Raw genomic sequence first — 13,673 nt, forward strand, 5'->3', positions numbered from 1 at the left:
CGGGCTCACATGACGAGCCGCTGCTGCCTGCTGCTGCGCCACTCCACCATCAGCACGGTCGCGTCGTCCTGGAGCCGGCCGTGCTGGTGCTCCAGGATGGCCTGCACCAGCCGGCGCAGCGTCTCGGGCGCCGACAGGCCGTCGGCCTCATGCCGGAGGATGAAGTCGATGAAGCGCTCCAGGCCGAAGAGCTCGCCGTCCGGGCTCTGCGCCTCGATGATCCCGTCGGTGTAGAACAGCAGCCGGTCGCCGGGCTGGAGCTGGTAGCGCAGCTCCCCGGTGTACGGCCGCAGCAGGAAGCCCATCGGCGGGTCGGGCTCGCTGGACAGCGTGGCCACCTGCTGGCCCTCGCGGATCACCAGCGGCGGATGGTGCCCCCGGTTCACCCAGGTCAGCCAGCCGGTGTGCAGGTCGAGGCAGGCCAGGATGCCGGTGGCGAAGCGGCCGGTGAACTGCTCGGCGATGGCCGCGTCGATCGCCTCGCCCGTGCTGACGAGATCGGCGCCCTGCCGCCGGTTGTTCCGGCTGGCCCCGACCGCGATGGTCGCCGTCAGCCCGGCGGAGGTGTCGTGGCCCATCGAGTCGAAGATCGACACGTGCAGCGTCTCGCCGTCGATGGCGTAGTCGAAGGCGTCCCCGCCCACCTCGTAGGCCGGTTCGAGCCCGGCGCTGACCACCACGTCGTCGTTGGCGAACGTCCCCGGGGGCAGCAGCGGCACCAGCACCTCGGCCGACAGCGTCATCGGCCGGGCGCGGATCAGCCGCGAGTAGGAGTCGCTGTGCGGCCGCTTGCTGATCACCAGCAGCGCGACGAGCGACGCGAGCTGCTGGGCCCGCCACTCGGCGACCTCGTCGTCCTGCGGCACCGTCACCCCGAGCACGCCGACCCGCTCGGTGCCGTCGAGGAGCGGCAGCCACAACCGCCTGGCCGTGCCGTCGGGCCCGCCCGGCACGTGGACGACCTCGGTGTTGCGGAACGCGACCCCGGCGAGCGTGCCGTCGATCCGCAGGACCGCCAGCGGCTCGCCGGACGCGTCCCGCTGCTCCGGGAGCGGGATGAGCTCCTGTTGCTGCAGGTCGGTGACGTAGATCGCGGTCTGGGTGAAACCCACCAGCGCGGCGTGCCCGGCGACGACGTGCGGCAGGTCCTCCATCGCGGTCAGATGGTTGGCGGACAGCATGCCGCCCAGCATCAGCTCTCCGCCACTCCGCCGCATCGGCACACCCTTCCTGGAGGTCTGCCCGGGGACCTACCCATTCGAGGGGCGGTTCCTGCCCCGTCGACCGCCGCCGACACCTCCGTACGGGCCGGGACGGCCTCACCCGGCGGCAGGCGGTCCTTCCGCGCGCTCCGCCTCAGGCGCCCGCCACCGCGCCGCGTCCTGGTACGCCTTCACCACCGCGACGATCATGGCCGCCTGCGCGCCGACCAGCGACAACCAGAACATGCTCCCGCCCACGAAGAAGGGGAACACCAGCAGCGCGGCGACCGCGGACACCCATCCGCCGACCGGTCCAGGAATCTTCAAAACTGGCTCTCCCATACGTACCAGGGGCCTTCGAGGTGCGTGTACTCCGAGTGGGACTCCTCCGCCGGCGCGCCGCCGGGGAGCCACGCGAAGCCGTACCGGTCGATGAAGCCGGTGTCGCTCACCAGGAACCGCGCGCCGCCCGGCACCCGTTCGATCGACGTCAGCGGGAAGAGGCCCACCCACTGTTCTTCGCGCCTGACGGCCCCGGTGTCCGCGGCGACCGTCCGGGCGAACTGCTCCAGCCCCGGCTCCGACAGCGCGAACCGGGCGCTGAACGGCGCCCCGGTGAGCACCAGCGCGGTCACGATCACGCCCATCAGCGGCGCGGCCGTCCAGCGGACCCAGTGGCGGCGCAGCCCGGGACGTCCGTCGGAGCGCAGCAGGCCCACCGCGAACCGGGCGACCCAGACGACCGCGGTGCCGACGGCGAGCGCGAGCCCCGCCAGCAGCAGTGTGAACGAACCTCCGCCCGGCACGCTCGTGTAGTCGAGCACGATCAGCCCCACCACGGCGACCAGCGGAAGCAGCACCTTGCCGGGCGGGCCGACCAGGGCTCGAGTGAGCGCCGGTAAGGGAGGCCGCTCGACGGCGTTTTCCGACATGCCCGAGCGTACCGCGATCATGTGACCCCGGCCAGCGGGCGGCAGGGACCGGCTACAGCAGCCGGGAACGGTCCGACGCCGCCCTCTTCCGCACCTCGGCCAGAAAGACCTCCGTGTGGCGGTGGTGGCGGCGCGGCCGGCCGGGCTCCCGGCCGGTCGGGGTGTCGGCGTGCTGGGAGAAGGTCAGCCAGCAGCTGCGGATGCCGTAGAGGAGGTTCTCCAGCAGGTCGAGGGCCGGGCGGGCGGGGTTGAGCGGGGTGATGGGCAGGTAGACCGTGCTGGGGCCGAGGCCGAGCTCGGGATGGTCGGTGCGGGCCTGGGCGATCAGCTCCTCGGCCACGCCGATGCGGTGCTTGGCCTCGGTCACGCCGTAGAGGTGGCCCTCGGCGACGTGCAGCGCGTTACGGATCATCGGCATGACCGCGGCCCTGGGCGAGCCGCCGCCGCTCATCGCGGAGATCACCTCGGTGAGGCTCTCCTGGGCCGGGGCCTTGATGTTGTCGACCTCGGAGATGGTCTGCATCGGATGCAGGCCGGTGTGCCGGGCGCTGATGGTGGCGGCGGCGTAGAGCCAGTGGGCCGCCGCGATCGCGGCCGCGGTGGGGTCGATCTTGGTGAACAGCGCCTCCGTGCCGAACGGATGCTGGTGCAGCAGGCTGTCGGCCTGGGCGACCTGGAGGGGCGAGGCGTCCTCGCGGCTGAGCATGACGGCCTGCTGGGCGCGCGCGGTCAGGTCGCCGAGCTCGGCGTTCTCGATGGCGGCCAGCTCGGCGGTGACGTCGGTGGCCACGCTGCCGGCCAGCGGGGCGTGGTTGATCGTGTGCAGCGTACGGCCGACGCGGTGGGCGACCTCCTCCACCCGCGTGGAGTAGAGGGTCAGCGCGCCGTTGGCCGGCCGGACGGGCGCCAGCAGGGCCGGGATGACCGAGGCGAACGCGTCGCGCTCGGCCTGCCGCTGCCAGCCGACGCTGTTGGGACCGTGCTGGTCGGCGGCGCTGGACGGGTGGGTGTAGCAGCGCCAGCAGGCGTAGGACAGCTCCGTGAGGCTGGTGGCCAGGCGGAGCACGTCGGGGCTCGAAGGCACCTGTTCCGCCACGGTGGTGGCGATGTCGCCGATCCCCGTACCCCAGGTGGCGATGAGCGCGTGGCGTGAGTGGTCGACGGCGAACCGGGTCACGGAGGCTCCTTACAACGGGGGGTGGGGGAGCGTGATGACATGCTCAGGATGCTTGATCCGGCGTGGCCGCGGAGGGGAATTCGCAGGGTTGCCGGTCCCTGATCTGCGGATTTGCCGTGATATGCGCCAGAAGATTTTTCCAGCGGACGGGCCCCTGCCCGCGCCCGTGGCCGGGGCGGGCGCGGGCCGGTGCCGCGGGCCGGTTCGGCCCCGTCGTGGCGGGTCGCCGTCGCTGTCCTCCTTCCTCCGGCCTGGCCTGTTTCGGTCCGTCACTTTCGGCGGCCAATATCCGCCGACAGAAAAGAAACTTGGGCGCCGGTGTAATGGAAACCCACCCGGCGAAATCAAGATCATCCCCACGCGGGCGGCCGATGTGTCACCGTTTTCGTACTCCGGGGCGCCCGCCCGCTCGTCCGGCGCAGGCCCCTGTCCAGCTGCGCGAAGGCGGGAACGTGTGGACCTAGAGACACAGATACTCAAGTTGTTGCTGCGCCTGCGGAAGCTCAGGGCGGGCAGGCCCGGCGGCGACAGCACGGCGACCATGACCGGCATCACCCGGATGCAGGCCGACATCGCCGACATCCGGACGGAGATGCGCCAGGACTTCGCCGCGCTCGGCGACGAGCTGGCGGCCCTGCGCCGCCACATGAACGACCACTTCACCGCCGGCCGGCCGCGCTGCTGCAAGGGCCCGGTGCCCGGCTGCCCGCAGGGGATGCCGGCGTACGGCCCGGACCCGAGAAACAACTGACCTGCCACGCCAGGCCCGGCCTGAGGCCGCCACCCGGTCCGGGCTGAGCCCTCCGCGGACCCGCACCCGTTGCTTGCCGACGGCCGTGTCGGGTATACACGGGTTGCCACCATGTGCTTACAGCAAGTGGGACCCGGCCGCCCTCCACCACCGGGCCGGTTCCCTACCGACTACCGGCAAAGGTAGGAGTAAGTGGATGTAGAGGCGGAGATCCTGGACATCAGGCTTCGGGTCCAGGCGCTGGAGGCGACACTGTGCGCCGAGGCCGACTGCTCCGAGGCGGTGCTCGGCATCGCCGAGATGCGGGCCGACCTCGCCGAGACCCGCAGCGAGTCGGGCCACGACGTCACGGCCCTGACCGACGAGCTGCTCGGCCTGCGCGGGCAGAGCGACGAGCACTTCCAGGCGATCCGGTCGAAGATCCGCCGGCGGCTCGACCTGCTGCGCTGCGAGACCCTCGATCTGGCCATCAGGCTCGACCGCCTGCTGGAGCAGGACGGCTCCTAGCGGGCGCGCCCCGCCGTGGGTCAGGGTGCGGCGTGGGCCCGGCGGGTCCAGGCGGACAGCAGGCGCAGCGCGGTCTGGGAGGGGGAGCCCTCCTCGGTGGTGTGGGCGATCAGCGCCTGGTCGGGGTCGTCGGGCAGGCGGAGGGTCTCGAAGCCGAGGTCCAGCCTGCCGACCACCGGGTGCAGGTAGACGTAGCGTCCGTGGGTCTTGTCCTTGAGCCGGTGTTCGGCCCAGAGCTCACGGAACTCCGGACTGGCCGCCGACAGCTCGTCGACCAGGGCCGACGTCCGGGTGTCGGCGGGGTGGCGGCCGGCGTCCAGGCGCAGGTAGGCGGCCACGTCGGCGGCCTTGGCGGGCCAGTCGGCGTACAGGTCGCGCATGCCCTCGTCCAGGAACACCAGGCGGGCCAGGTTGCGCTGCTCGGGCGGCAGCGCGCCGAAGTCGGTGATCAGCGCCGCCGCCAGGTGGTTCCAGGCCAGCACGTCGGTGTTGCGCCCGACGACGTAGGCCGGCACGTCGGCCGACGCGTCCAGCAGGCGCTGGAGGCCGGGCCGGACGCGTTGCAGCGGGGGCGCGGTCTGCGCGTGGTCGCTGTCGTTCCAAGGGCGGGCCAGGCGGTGGAGGTGCGCGCGCTCGACGTCGTCCAGGCGCAGGGCGCGGGCGACGGCGTCCAGCACCGCCTCGGAGAAGTGCAGGGTACGGCCTTGCTCCAGCCGGACGTAGTGGTCCACGCTCACCCCGGCGAGCTGGGCCAGCTCCTCCCTGCGCAGGCCGGGGACGCGTCTGCGGCTGCCGTACTCGGGCAGGCCGAGCTCCTCGGGACGCAGCCGGGCCCGGCGGGATCGGAGGAATTCGCCCAGTTCTGCGCGTCTGTCCAGTGCCATGGGACCAGTATCGCCGCCCGGCGTCGTCGCCATCCTGGTCATGCCGTGCCTAGGCAGCGGCGGGCACTGGGTGGGCCGCGGACGGCGCGCCAGAGTGAGCTGCACCGGACGTCCACAGGGGATGCCCGGTCACCCACAGGGAGCAACACGACATGAGCACCACCCACCTGCCCACCCGCCCTCTGGGCAGCACCGGCATGGACATCACCCGCCTGGGCTTCGGCTCCTGGGCGGTGTCGGGGGCCGGCTGGAAGTTCGGCTGGGGCACGACCGACGACGCCGAGTCGATCGCCGCGATCCGGCACGCCGTCGCCGGCGGCGTCAACTGGATCGACACCGCGGCCGTGTACGGGCTCGGCCACTCCGAGGAACTGGTCGGCAAGGCCATCGCCGACCTGCCCGAGGCCGACCGCCCGTACGTCTTCACCAAGGTGGGCCTGGTCTGGGACCCCGAGGACCCGCAGGCCGCCCCGCGCCGGATCATGAAGCCGGCCAGCGTCCGGCGCGAGCTGGAGGACTCGCTGCGCCGCCTGAACGTCGAGCGCATCGACCTTTACCAGGTGCACTACCCCGACACCGGCGAGTCGCTGGAGTACGCCGGCGGCGGCTTCGGCGCGGTGTCGCCCAACGCCACGCCGCTGGAGGAGTACTGGCAGGTCATGGCCGACCTGAAGGCCGAGGGCAAGGTCCGCGCGATCGGCCTGTCCAACCACTCGCCGCAGGAGCTGGCGGCCGCGGAGCGCGTCGCCCACGTGGACGTCGTCCAGCCGCCGTTCTCGGCGATCAACCGGTCGGCGGCGGCCGAGATCGCGTGGGCGCACGCCCACGGCACCGGCGTGATCGCGTACTCGCCGCTGCAGTCGGGCCTGCTCACCGGGACGTTCTCGGCCGAGCGCGTCGCGAGCCTGCCCGCCGGCGACTGGCGCACCGCCCACCACGACTTCACCACGGGCCTCGCGGCCAACCTGCGGCTGGCGGAGGCGCTGCGCCCGGTCGCCGCCCGGCACGGCGTCGGCGTCGCCGAGGTGGCCATCGCGTGGGTCCTGGCCTGGCCGGGCGTCACCGGGGCCATCGTCGGCGCCCGCCGGCCGGAGCAGGTGGACGGCTGGATCGGCGCCGGCGCGGTGGACCTGACGCCGGCCGACCTGGCGGAGATCGCCGCCGCGATCACCGCCTCCGGCGCCGGCGCAGGCCCCGCCCGGCCCCTCGCGTGAGGACGGCGCCGGAGATGTCCCTCATCGTGCTGGCCCAGTACGTGGCCGCGGCCGGGCAGGAGGACCGGCTGCGGACCGCGCTGGAAGCGATGATCGAACCGTCGCTGGACGAGCCCGGCTGCCTGGCCTACCGCGCCTACGGCGACCCGAACCATCCGGCGAGCATGGTCGTGATCGAGGAGTGGGCCGGCGCCGGGGCGCGGGCGCGGCACCTGACCACGCCGCATCACCGCCATGCGGCGCAGGTGCTGGCCCTCGTCCTGGCCGAGCCGATGGTGGTGCGCACGCTCGTGGCCGCCGCCGACGCGGGCGGAGAGGTCCAGCAGCGACGATGACGTGCCCGATCAGGCCGGGGGTGTCCGCAAGAGGCCAATGCGGGGGCCCGGCGGTGAGGAATCGGTCCTGCCGTATGGGTTGCGGCCCGGCCCCGTCCCGTCCGGGGGTGTCGGCAAGTTGTGCGTCCCTCTTTATGGCAGTTTTCGGTGCGATTGCTGAGTATGAGCGGTATGGAGCGCGTGCCGCAGGAGGACGGTGCGGCCGGGGCTCGGGAAGCCGGGCGGGCCAGGGCCGGGAGGGTTCGGCGGATCGCCGCCGGGGGCGGGGTGCTGGTCGTCGTGGCGGTGCTGGCGTACTGGCTGGGCGGCAGCGGCAGCGCGGAGAGGGCGGCAGGACGACCGCCCGCCACGCCGACGCCCGCCGCGACGCTCACGGTGCCGGACGTCTTCCGCAGGGTCGGGCCGTCGGTCGTGGTCATCCAGGCGGGCGAGTCGCTCGGCACGGGGGTCATCGCGGCCGAGGACGGGACGGTCCTGACGGCCCACCACGTGGTCAAGGCCGCGAAGGACATCAACCTCACGTTCGCGGACGGGACCAGGGCGAAGGCCGTCGTCGCCGCCGCGAACCGCAAGCGGGACGTCGCCGTGCTGAAGCCGGTGAAGCTGCCGGAGATCGTGGTGCCCGCCACGCTCGGCGGCGCCGTGGCCGTGGGGGCGCCGGTCGTGGCGATCGGCAACCCGCTGGGCCTGACCTACAGCGTCTCCACCGGGGTGGTGTCGGGCCTCGACCGGACCACCGGCCGGACCGGCAAGGACGCCGGCCTGAACGGGCTGATCCAGTTCGACGCCTCCGTCAACCCGGGCAGCTCCGGCGGCCCCCTGCTGGACGCCCGCGGGCTGGTCGTCGGGATCGTCGTCTCGATCGCCGACCCCGGCGGCGACGACGCGTTCGCCGGCATCGCGTTCGCGGTGCCGATCGGCGTGGCCCTGGGCGGCGACGACGGCGACGGCCCACCAGGCGACGGACCCCAGATCTGACCGGCACCGCCCACAGCGCCTACAGAAGGGACATCATGCCCCCGGCCCAGGCTCATCCGCTCGAACAGGTCCTCTTCGAGGTCAAACGCACCATCGTCGGCCAGGACGTCCTGCTCGAACGCATGGCCGTCGCGCTGATCGCCGACGGCCACCTGCTGGTGGAAGGCGTGCCGGGCCTGGCCAAGACCCTGGCCGTCCGGTCGCTGGCCGCGGCGATCAGCGGCGGCTTCCAGCGCGTGCAGTTCACCCCCGACCTGGTCCCCGCCGACCTCGTCGGCACGCGGGTCTACCACCAGCACTCCGGCGAGTTCAGGACGGAGCTCGGCCCGGTGTTCACGAACCTGCTGCTCGCCGACGAGATCAACCGCGCCCCCGCCAAGGTGCAGAGCGCCCTGCTGGAGGTGATGCAGGAGCACCAGGTGACGATCGGCCGCGAGACGTTCCGGGTGCCGGAGCCGTTCCTGGTGATGGCGACGGAGAACCCGATCGAGTCGGAGGGCACGTACCCGCTGCCCGAGGCGCAGGTGGACCGGTTCATGATGAAGGTGGTCGTCGGCTATCCGGCCCAGAACGAGGAGCAGGCGATCGTCGAACGCGCGCTGCGTCCGCCGGACCCGCCGCAGCCGACGGTCACGACCGCCGAGCTGATGGAGATGCGGGCCAGCGCCCGGCAGGTGTACGTCGATCCGTCAATCGTCGACTACGCCGTGCGCCTGGTCGCCGTGACCCGTTCGCCGGGCACGGCCGGGCTGGGGGAGCTGGAGCGGTACGTCACGTACGGGGCCAGCCCGCGCGCGTCCATCGCGCTCGTCACGGGCGCCCGCGCGCTGGCGTTGCTGCGCGGCCGCGACTACGTCCTGCCGGACGACCTGTCCGAGCTCGCGCTCGACGTGCTGCGCCACCGGCTCGTGCTGTCCTACGAGGCCCTGGCGGACGACGTCGACGCCGACACGATCATCAGCAGGGTGCTCGGGGCCGTCCGGGTGCCCGACGTCGTCCTGCGGAACCGCTGAGCCGTCATGGCCACCGCCCCCGAGAGACTCCTGCTGCGCCTGGAGTGGAAGGTCGTCCGCCGGCTGGACGGCCGCCTCCAGGGCGCCCACCGCACCGCGCACCGCGGCTCCGGCGTCGACTTCACCGGCCTGCGCCGCTACGCCGACGGCGACGACGCCCGGCACATCGACTGGAACGTCACCGCCCGCCTGGACGAACCCCACCTGCGCGTGTTCACCGAGGACCGCGAGCTGACGGTGTGGCTGGTGCTCGACCGGTCGGCCTCGATGACGGCCGGGCGGCCGGGCCGCGGCAAGCACGACGTCCTGGCCGAGCTGGCGCTCGTCCTGGCCCGGCTGTTCGGGCGGGGCGGCGACCGGGTCGGCGCGCTGCTGTTCGACACCGGGACGGCGCGGGTCGTGCCGCCGGGCACGTCCCGGCGGCACGCGCTGCGGATCGGCGCCGAGCTGGACCGCACCGCAGCCCCGCGCGCCGGCGCCACCACCGACCTGGCCCTCATGCTCGACACGGCCGGACGGCTGGCCCGCCGCCGCGCGCTCGTCGTCGTCGTGTCGGACTTCATCGGCGAGGGCGACTGGGAACGCTCGCTCCAGCGCCTGGCCCGGCGGCACGAGGTCGTCGCCCTGCGCATCGTGGACGCGGCCGACGACGTGCTGCCCGAGGCCGGGCTGATCGTCGTCGAGGACGCCGAGACCGGCGAGCAGCTCGTCGTCGACTCCGCCGACCCGCTGCTGCGGGTCCGCTTCCGCGAGGCCGTGGACGCCCGCGACGCCCGGCTCGCGGCGGGCATGCGCCGGGCGGGGGTGCCGGTCCATCGCGTCGGCACCGACCGTGACCTGACCGACGCGCTCGTCGAGATCGCCGCCCGCACGGGGGAGCGGCGGCCATGACACTGTCGTCCCCGTTGCCGCTGGTCGCCGGGCTGCTCGTCACGGCGGCGCTGGCCTGGGCGGCCGTCGTCTCGGCGCGCCGCCGGAGGTCGGCGCTGGCCGCGGCCGGGGTCGCCGGGCCGGGCGGGCGCGGCGCGTACCTCGGGACCGGCCTGACGATCGCGGCCGTCGGCGTGCTCGCGGTCGCCGCCGCGGGACCGGCGGCGATGGTGCCGGTGCCGCGGACCGCGGGCACCGTGATCCTCGCCGTCGACGTCTCCAACAGCATGGGCGCCGGCGACGTCGCGCCGACCAGGCTGGCCGCCGCGCAGCGGGCGGCCCGCGCGTTCGTGGCGGCGCAGCCCGACAGCGTGGACGTCGGGGTCGTCGCGTTCGAACGCGGCGCGCTCACCACCGCGCGGCCCGACGCGGACCATTCCGTCGCGCTCAGGGCCATCGACCGCCTGAGGATCACCGGCGGCACCTCGCTCGGCGCGGCCATCACGGCCTCCCTGACGGCCATCACCGGCCGGCCGGTGGTGATCGGCCGCGACGGGACGCCGCCCGACCTCGGCTACTGGCCGTCGGCCACGATCGTGATGTTCTCCGACGGCCAGAACCGGGGCGGCGACGTCGAACGGGCCGCCGCCGCGGCCCAGAAGGCGGGCGTGCGCGTCCACACCGTGGGGGTCGGCACCGCGGCCGGGGCGGCGGTGCAGGTCGACGGCTACCACCTGCAGACCTCGCTCGACGAGGACACCCTCACCACGATCGCGCGGACCACCGGCGGCGCCTACCACCCGGCCGCCGACGCCGCCCGGCTCGACGGCATCGCCGACACGATCGACCTGCGGCTCACCGTCTCCGACGAGCCGCTGCCGCTCGCCGGCGGGCTGATCGGGCTCGCCCTCGTGCTGCTCGCCGCGGGCGCGGCGGTCACCGTGTTCCGGTCCGGGCGGGTGATCTGAATGTCGTTGTCCTGGCCGTGGGCGCTGCTGTCGGCGCTGGTCATCCCGTTGATCTTCGCGTTCCGCTGGTGGGCGGGCCGCCGGCGGCGGCGGGCCGTCGTGCGCGTCACCTCGATCGCGCTCGTACGGGCCGCGCTTCCCGGGCGTACGCGCTGGACGCGGCGCATCCCCGTGGCGCTCTTCGTCGCCGGGCTGGCGCTGCTCGCGGCCGGGGCGGCGCGGCCGCAGGCGTCGGTGCCGGTGCCGATGCGGTCGGCGACGATCCTGCTCGCGCTCGACACCTCCGGCTCCATGTGCTCCACCGACGTCGACCCCAACCGCCTCACCGCCGCCAGGAAGGCCGCCGCCGGCTTCATCGAGTCGCAGCGCGGCGGGCCGCGCATCGGCCTGGTCACCTTCGCCGGCACCGCGGGCCTGCTCGTCCCGCCCACCGACGACACCGACGCCCTGATCAAGGCCCTGGACGGGCTCACCGTCGCCCGCGGCACCGCGATCGGCCAGGCCATGCTCACCTCGATCGACGCGATCGCCGAGGTGGACCCCTCGGTCGCCGCCACCGCCGCCACGCCGCCCGCCGCGGCCTCCGGGTACGCCGGCGCCGCGATCGTCGTGCTCACCGACGGCGCCAACACCCAGGGCGTCGACCCGCAGCGGGCCGCCCAGGAGGCGGCGTTGCGCCGCGTACGCGTGTTCACCATCGGCTTCGGCACCACGAAGGTGGTGCCGATGGTGTGCGACAACTCGCAGTTCGACGGCCGCGGCTTCGGCGACTGGGGCGGCGGGTTCGGCGGCGGCTTCGACCGGAGCCGCAACCCCCGGGTCATCGACGAGCCCGCACTCCGGCAGATCGCCCGTACGACCGGCGGCTCCTACCACCGGGCCGAGAACGCCGGCCAGCTCGCGACCGCCCTCGACGCCCTGCCGGGCACCTTCACGGTCGTCCGCGAGCGGGTGGACACGGCCGCCGCCTTCGCCGCGGCCGGCGGCCTGCTCGTGGTCGCGGCGCTGTCGCTCTCCCTCTGGTGGAACCGCCCGCGCCGCGCCTGACCCCTGGCGGGCGGCCTAGTCGAGAGCCGTCCGTTCGGCGAGCCGTTCGTGGCGTTGCCGGGCGGCCTGCGCGGTGCCGAGGCCGAGCCCGAAGGCGATCTCCTGCCAGGTCATGCCACGCCCACGGGCCATCGCCAGCAGCCCGGCCTCCAGCGCGTCCAGCTCGCCGCGGACCAGCGGGACGAGGCTCAACGCCGCGGTGATGTCGGCCTGGTCCACCTCCGGCTCGCCGTCGTCGAGCTGCGCGGCCCCGCTGAGCAGGAACGACACCAGCCTGACGGCCTCGTGCGGCCCGATGACGGACGGGTGCGCCTGCCTGAGCCGCTGCTCGTCGGTGGCGGCGTGCCGCTCGGCGATCCGGAACAGGGACGCGTGCACCCGCTGGGCGCGCGCCTGCTCGGGGTCCGGCGGGGAGAAGGGGTGATCGATCGACATGGAGGCAACGATGCCGCACTGAACCTGTCGGTGTCAACAGCTTGTTTTGAACAGTTCGTTCAAGACGTGCCGTGCCGATTGAAGGTTTCGTGGGTGATAGGCAGGCAATGAAGAGGAAAGTTTCCATCGAAAGTTCAACGATAGCGTTGAAGGCATGGACATCAAGGAAATCGCCTGGCCGGTCGACGGCGCGGGTGTCTCGTCGTTCCTGGGGACGCTCCCCGCCAGGCCGCTGCTGCTCGGCCTCGGCGAGGCCCGGCACTTCGTGGGGGAACTGGGCGAGCTGCGCAACGAGATCTTCCGGCACCTCGTCGAGAACGAGGGCTACCGGTCGTTCGCCATCGAGAGCGACTGCCTCAAGGGCCTCCTGGTGGACGACTACGTCACGACCGGCGCCGGCGCCCTCGACGACGTCATGGACCGCGGCTTCAGCCACGGTTTCGGCGCCCTGCCGGCCAACCGCGAGCTCGTCCGCTGGATGCGCGCCCACAACGAGGAGCACGACGAGAAGCTGCGCTTCTTCGGCATCGACGGCCCGCTGGAGTACTGGGCGGCGAGCCCGCGCGAGGCGCTCACCGGCCTGTACGACCTGCTCGACGGCCCGCTCCCCGCCGCGGTGGTGACCAGGGAGACCCTCGACACGCTGCTGGGCCAGGACGACCGGTGGTCCGACGAGGCCACGGCCATGGACCCGGCGAAGTCGATCGGCCAGTCGGCCGACGCCCAGCGGCTCCGGGTGATCGCTGACGACCTGGCGGCGCTGCTCGACACGCAGTCGCCGCAACTCGGCGCCCGGGACAGGGAACGTGCGCACCTGTACGCGCGCACCGCCACCGGCCTGCTGCGCTACCACCACTGGATGGCCGACGCCTCCCCGGCACGCTGGACCCGCCTGTCGGCCCTGCGGGACGCGATGATGGCCGCCAACCTGCGTGCCGTCGCCGAGCACGGCCCGGCCCTGGTCTTCTCCTCCAACCTGCACCTCCAGCGCGACAAGACGTTCATGCCGTTCGGCGACCAGCGGCTGGAGTGGTGGAGCGCGGGCGCGATCGCCGCCGCCCACCTGGGCGACCGGTACGCCTACCTGGCCTCCGCCTTCGGCACGACCGGCGACGACGCTCCGCCGCCGGACACCGTCGAGGGCGTGTTGGCCGGGCTCCCGTGGGACCGCTCGGTGATCGACGCCCGCCGCCTGGCCCAGGCGGTCGCCGACCCGGCGCGGCGCGTATCGCAGGATTTCGCCTACTTCCCGCTGGACCCGTCCCACCTCGGCAGGATCGACGGCGTCGTCTTCCTCAAGGAGGTCGGCGCCTGGGGGTGACCGTCCGGGGGCGGACAGCACGATGGTCCCTCCCCGCGG

16 protein-coding genes are annotated in these 13,673 nt (G+C 73.5%); 10 read left to right on the forward strand and 6 right to left on the reverse strand.

Features of this window, described 5'->3' with window-relative positions; all coding sequences use genetic code 11:
- Nucleotides 1–5: 5 nt before the first annotated feature.
- The 4 genes from ACFYYW_RS42420 to ACFYYW_RS42435 all read right to left on the reverse strand — a co-directional run bounded on the left by ACFYYW_RS42420 (nucleotide 6) and on the right by ACFYYW_RS42435 (nucleotide 3,311).
- Nucleotides 6–1,217: a PP2C family protein-serine/threonine phosphatase gene (locus ACFYYW_RS42420; protein ID WP_387658448.1), complete on the reverse strand. Its 1,212-nt coding sequence runs from the start codon at nucleotides 1,215–1,217 to the stop codon at nucleotides 6–8.
- A gap of 102 nt (nucleotides 1,218–1,319) precedes the next feature.
- The gene (locus ACFYYW_RS42425) at nucleotides 1,320–1,529 is read right to left on the reverse strand and encodes a hypothetical protein (RefSeq protein WP_387658451.1); all 210 of its coding nucleotides are present in this window, start codon (nucleotides 1,527–1,529) and stop codon (nucleotides 1,320–1,322) included.
- Entirely contained in the window at nucleotides 1,526–2,134 is a 609-nt protein-coding gene (locus tag ACFYYW_RS42430; protein ID WP_387658454.1) for a hypothetical protein, read from the reverse strand. The genes ACFYYW_RS42425 and ACFYYW_RS42430 overlap by 4 nt, the downstream gene beginning before the upstream one ends.
- A 52-nt stretch (nucleotides 2,135–2,186) precedes the next feature.
- Nucleotides 2,187–3,311: a hypothetical protein gene (locus ACFYYW_RS42435; RefSeq protein ID WP_364416712.1), complete on the reverse strand. Its 1,125-nt coding sequence runs from the start codon at nucleotides 3,309–3,311 to the stop codon at nucleotides 2,187–2,189.
- A gap of 454 nt (nucleotides 3,312–3,765) precedes the next feature.
- Between ACFYYW_RS42435 and ACFYYW_RS42440 the strand changes: the two genes are divergently transcribed.
- Both ACFYYW_RS42440 and ACFYYW_RS42445 read left to right on the forward strand, forming a co-directional pair.
- A complete protein-coding gene (locus tag ACFYYW_RS42440) occupies nucleotides 3,766–4,062 on the forward strand; it encodes a hypothetical protein (protein ID WP_387658457.1) in 297 nt (98 codons plus the stop codon).
- Nucleotides 4,063–4,254: 192 nt separating this feature from the next.
- Nucleotides 4,255–4,569 (forward strand): hypothetical protein, encoded by a 315-nt coding sequence (locus tag ACFYYW_RS42445; RefSeq protein WP_352323121.1) that lies wholly within the window; start codon nucleotides 4,255–4,257, stop codon nucleotides 4,567–4,569.
- A gap of 20 nt (nucleotides 4,570–4,589) precedes the next feature.
- Here the strand turns inward: ACFYYW_RS42445 and ACFYYW_RS42450 are convergent, their stop codons facing one another.
- Nucleotides 4,590–5,453 (reverse strand): helix-turn-helix transcriptional regulator, encoded by an 864-nt coding sequence (locus ACFYYW_RS42450; protein ID WP_387658460.1) that lies wholly within the window; start codon nucleotides 5,451–5,453, stop codon nucleotides 4,590–4,592.
- Nucleotides 5,454–5,605: 152 nt separating this feature from the next.
- Between ACFYYW_RS42450 and ACFYYW_RS42455 the strand changes: the two genes are divergently transcribed.
- The 7 genes from ACFYYW_RS42455 to ACFYYW_RS42485 all read left to right on the forward strand — a co-directional run bounded on the left by ACFYYW_RS42455 (nucleotide 5,606) and on the right by ACFYYW_RS42485 (nucleotide 11,878).
- A complete protein-coding gene (locus ACFYYW_RS42455; RefSeq protein WP_387658463.1) occupies nucleotides 5,606–6,667 on the forward strand; it encodes an aldo/keto reductase in 1,062 nt (353 codons plus the stop codon).
- A 14-nt stretch (nucleotides 6,668–6,681) separates the two neighbouring features.
- Nucleotides 6,682–7,002, forward strand: a complete 321-nt coding sequence (locus tag ACFYYW_RS42460; protein WP_387658466.1) for a putative quinol monooxygenase — start codon at nucleotides 6,682–6,684, stop codon at nucleotides 7,000–7,002.
- Nucleotides 7,003–7,164: 162 nt separating this feature from the next.
- A complete protein-coding gene (locus ACFYYW_RS42465; RefSeq protein WP_387658469.1) occupies nucleotides 7,165–7,980 on the forward strand; it encodes a S1C family serine protease in 816 nt (271 codons plus the stop codon).
- A gap of 35 nt (nucleotides 7,981–8,015) precedes the next feature.
- Nucleotides 8,016–8,993, forward strand: a complete 978-nt coding sequence (locus ACFYYW_RS42470; RefSeq protein ID WP_387658472.1) for an AAA family ATPase — start codon at nucleotides 8,016–8,018, stop codon at nucleotides 8,991–8,993.
- A gap of 6 nt (nucleotides 8,994–8,999) precedes the next feature.
- Nucleotides 9,000–9,884: a DUF58 domain-containing protein gene (locus ACFYYW_RS42475; protein WP_387658475.1), complete on the forward strand. Its 885-nt coding sequence runs from the start codon at nucleotides 9,000–9,002 to the stop codon at nucleotides 9,882–9,884.
- Nucleotides 9,881–10,831 carry a VWA domain-containing protein gene (locus tag ACFYYW_RS42480; protein ID WP_387658478.1) on the forward strand — a complete coding sequence of 317 codons (951 nt, stop codon included), beginning with the start codon at nucleotides 9,881–9,883 and terminating at the stop codon, nucleotides 10,829–10,831. Before ACFYYW_RS42475 ends, ACFYYW_RS42480 begins: the two co-directional genes overlap by 4 nt.
- The gene (locus tag ACFYYW_RS42485) at nucleotides 10,832–11,878 is read left to right on the forward strand and encodes a VWA domain-containing protein (protein ID WP_387658481.1); all 1,047 of its coding nucleotides are present in this window, start codon (nucleotides 10,832–10,834) and stop codon (nucleotides 11,876–11,878) included.
- Nucleotides 11,879–11,893: 15 nt separating this feature from the next.
- On the opposite strand, the gene ACFYYW_RS42490 is transcribed toward ACFYYW_RS42485, so the two are convergent.
- A complete protein-coding gene (locus tag ACFYYW_RS42490) occupies nucleotides 11,894–12,313 on the reverse strand; it encodes a DNA-binding protein (protein WP_387658484.1) in 420 nt (139 codons plus the stop codon).
- A 154-nt stretch (nucleotides 12,314–12,467) separates the two neighbouring features.
- On the opposite strand from ACFYYW_RS42490, the gene ACFYYW_RS42495 reads away from it, so the two are divergent.
- On the forward strand, nucleotides 12,468–13,634 hold the full coding sequence (locus ACFYYW_RS42495) for an erythromycin esterase family protein (RefSeq protein WP_387658487.1): 1,167 nt from the start codon (nucleotides 12,468–12,470) through the stop codon (nucleotides 13,632–13,634).
- The last annotated feature ends 39 nt before the right edge of the window (nucleotides 13,635–13,673 follow it).

The sequence above is a fragment of the Nonomuraea sp. NPDC001831 genome, assembly GCF_042892035.1.
Classification (GTDB): Bacteria; Actinomycetota; Actinomycetes; order Streptosporangiales; family Streptosporangiaceae; genus Nonomuraea.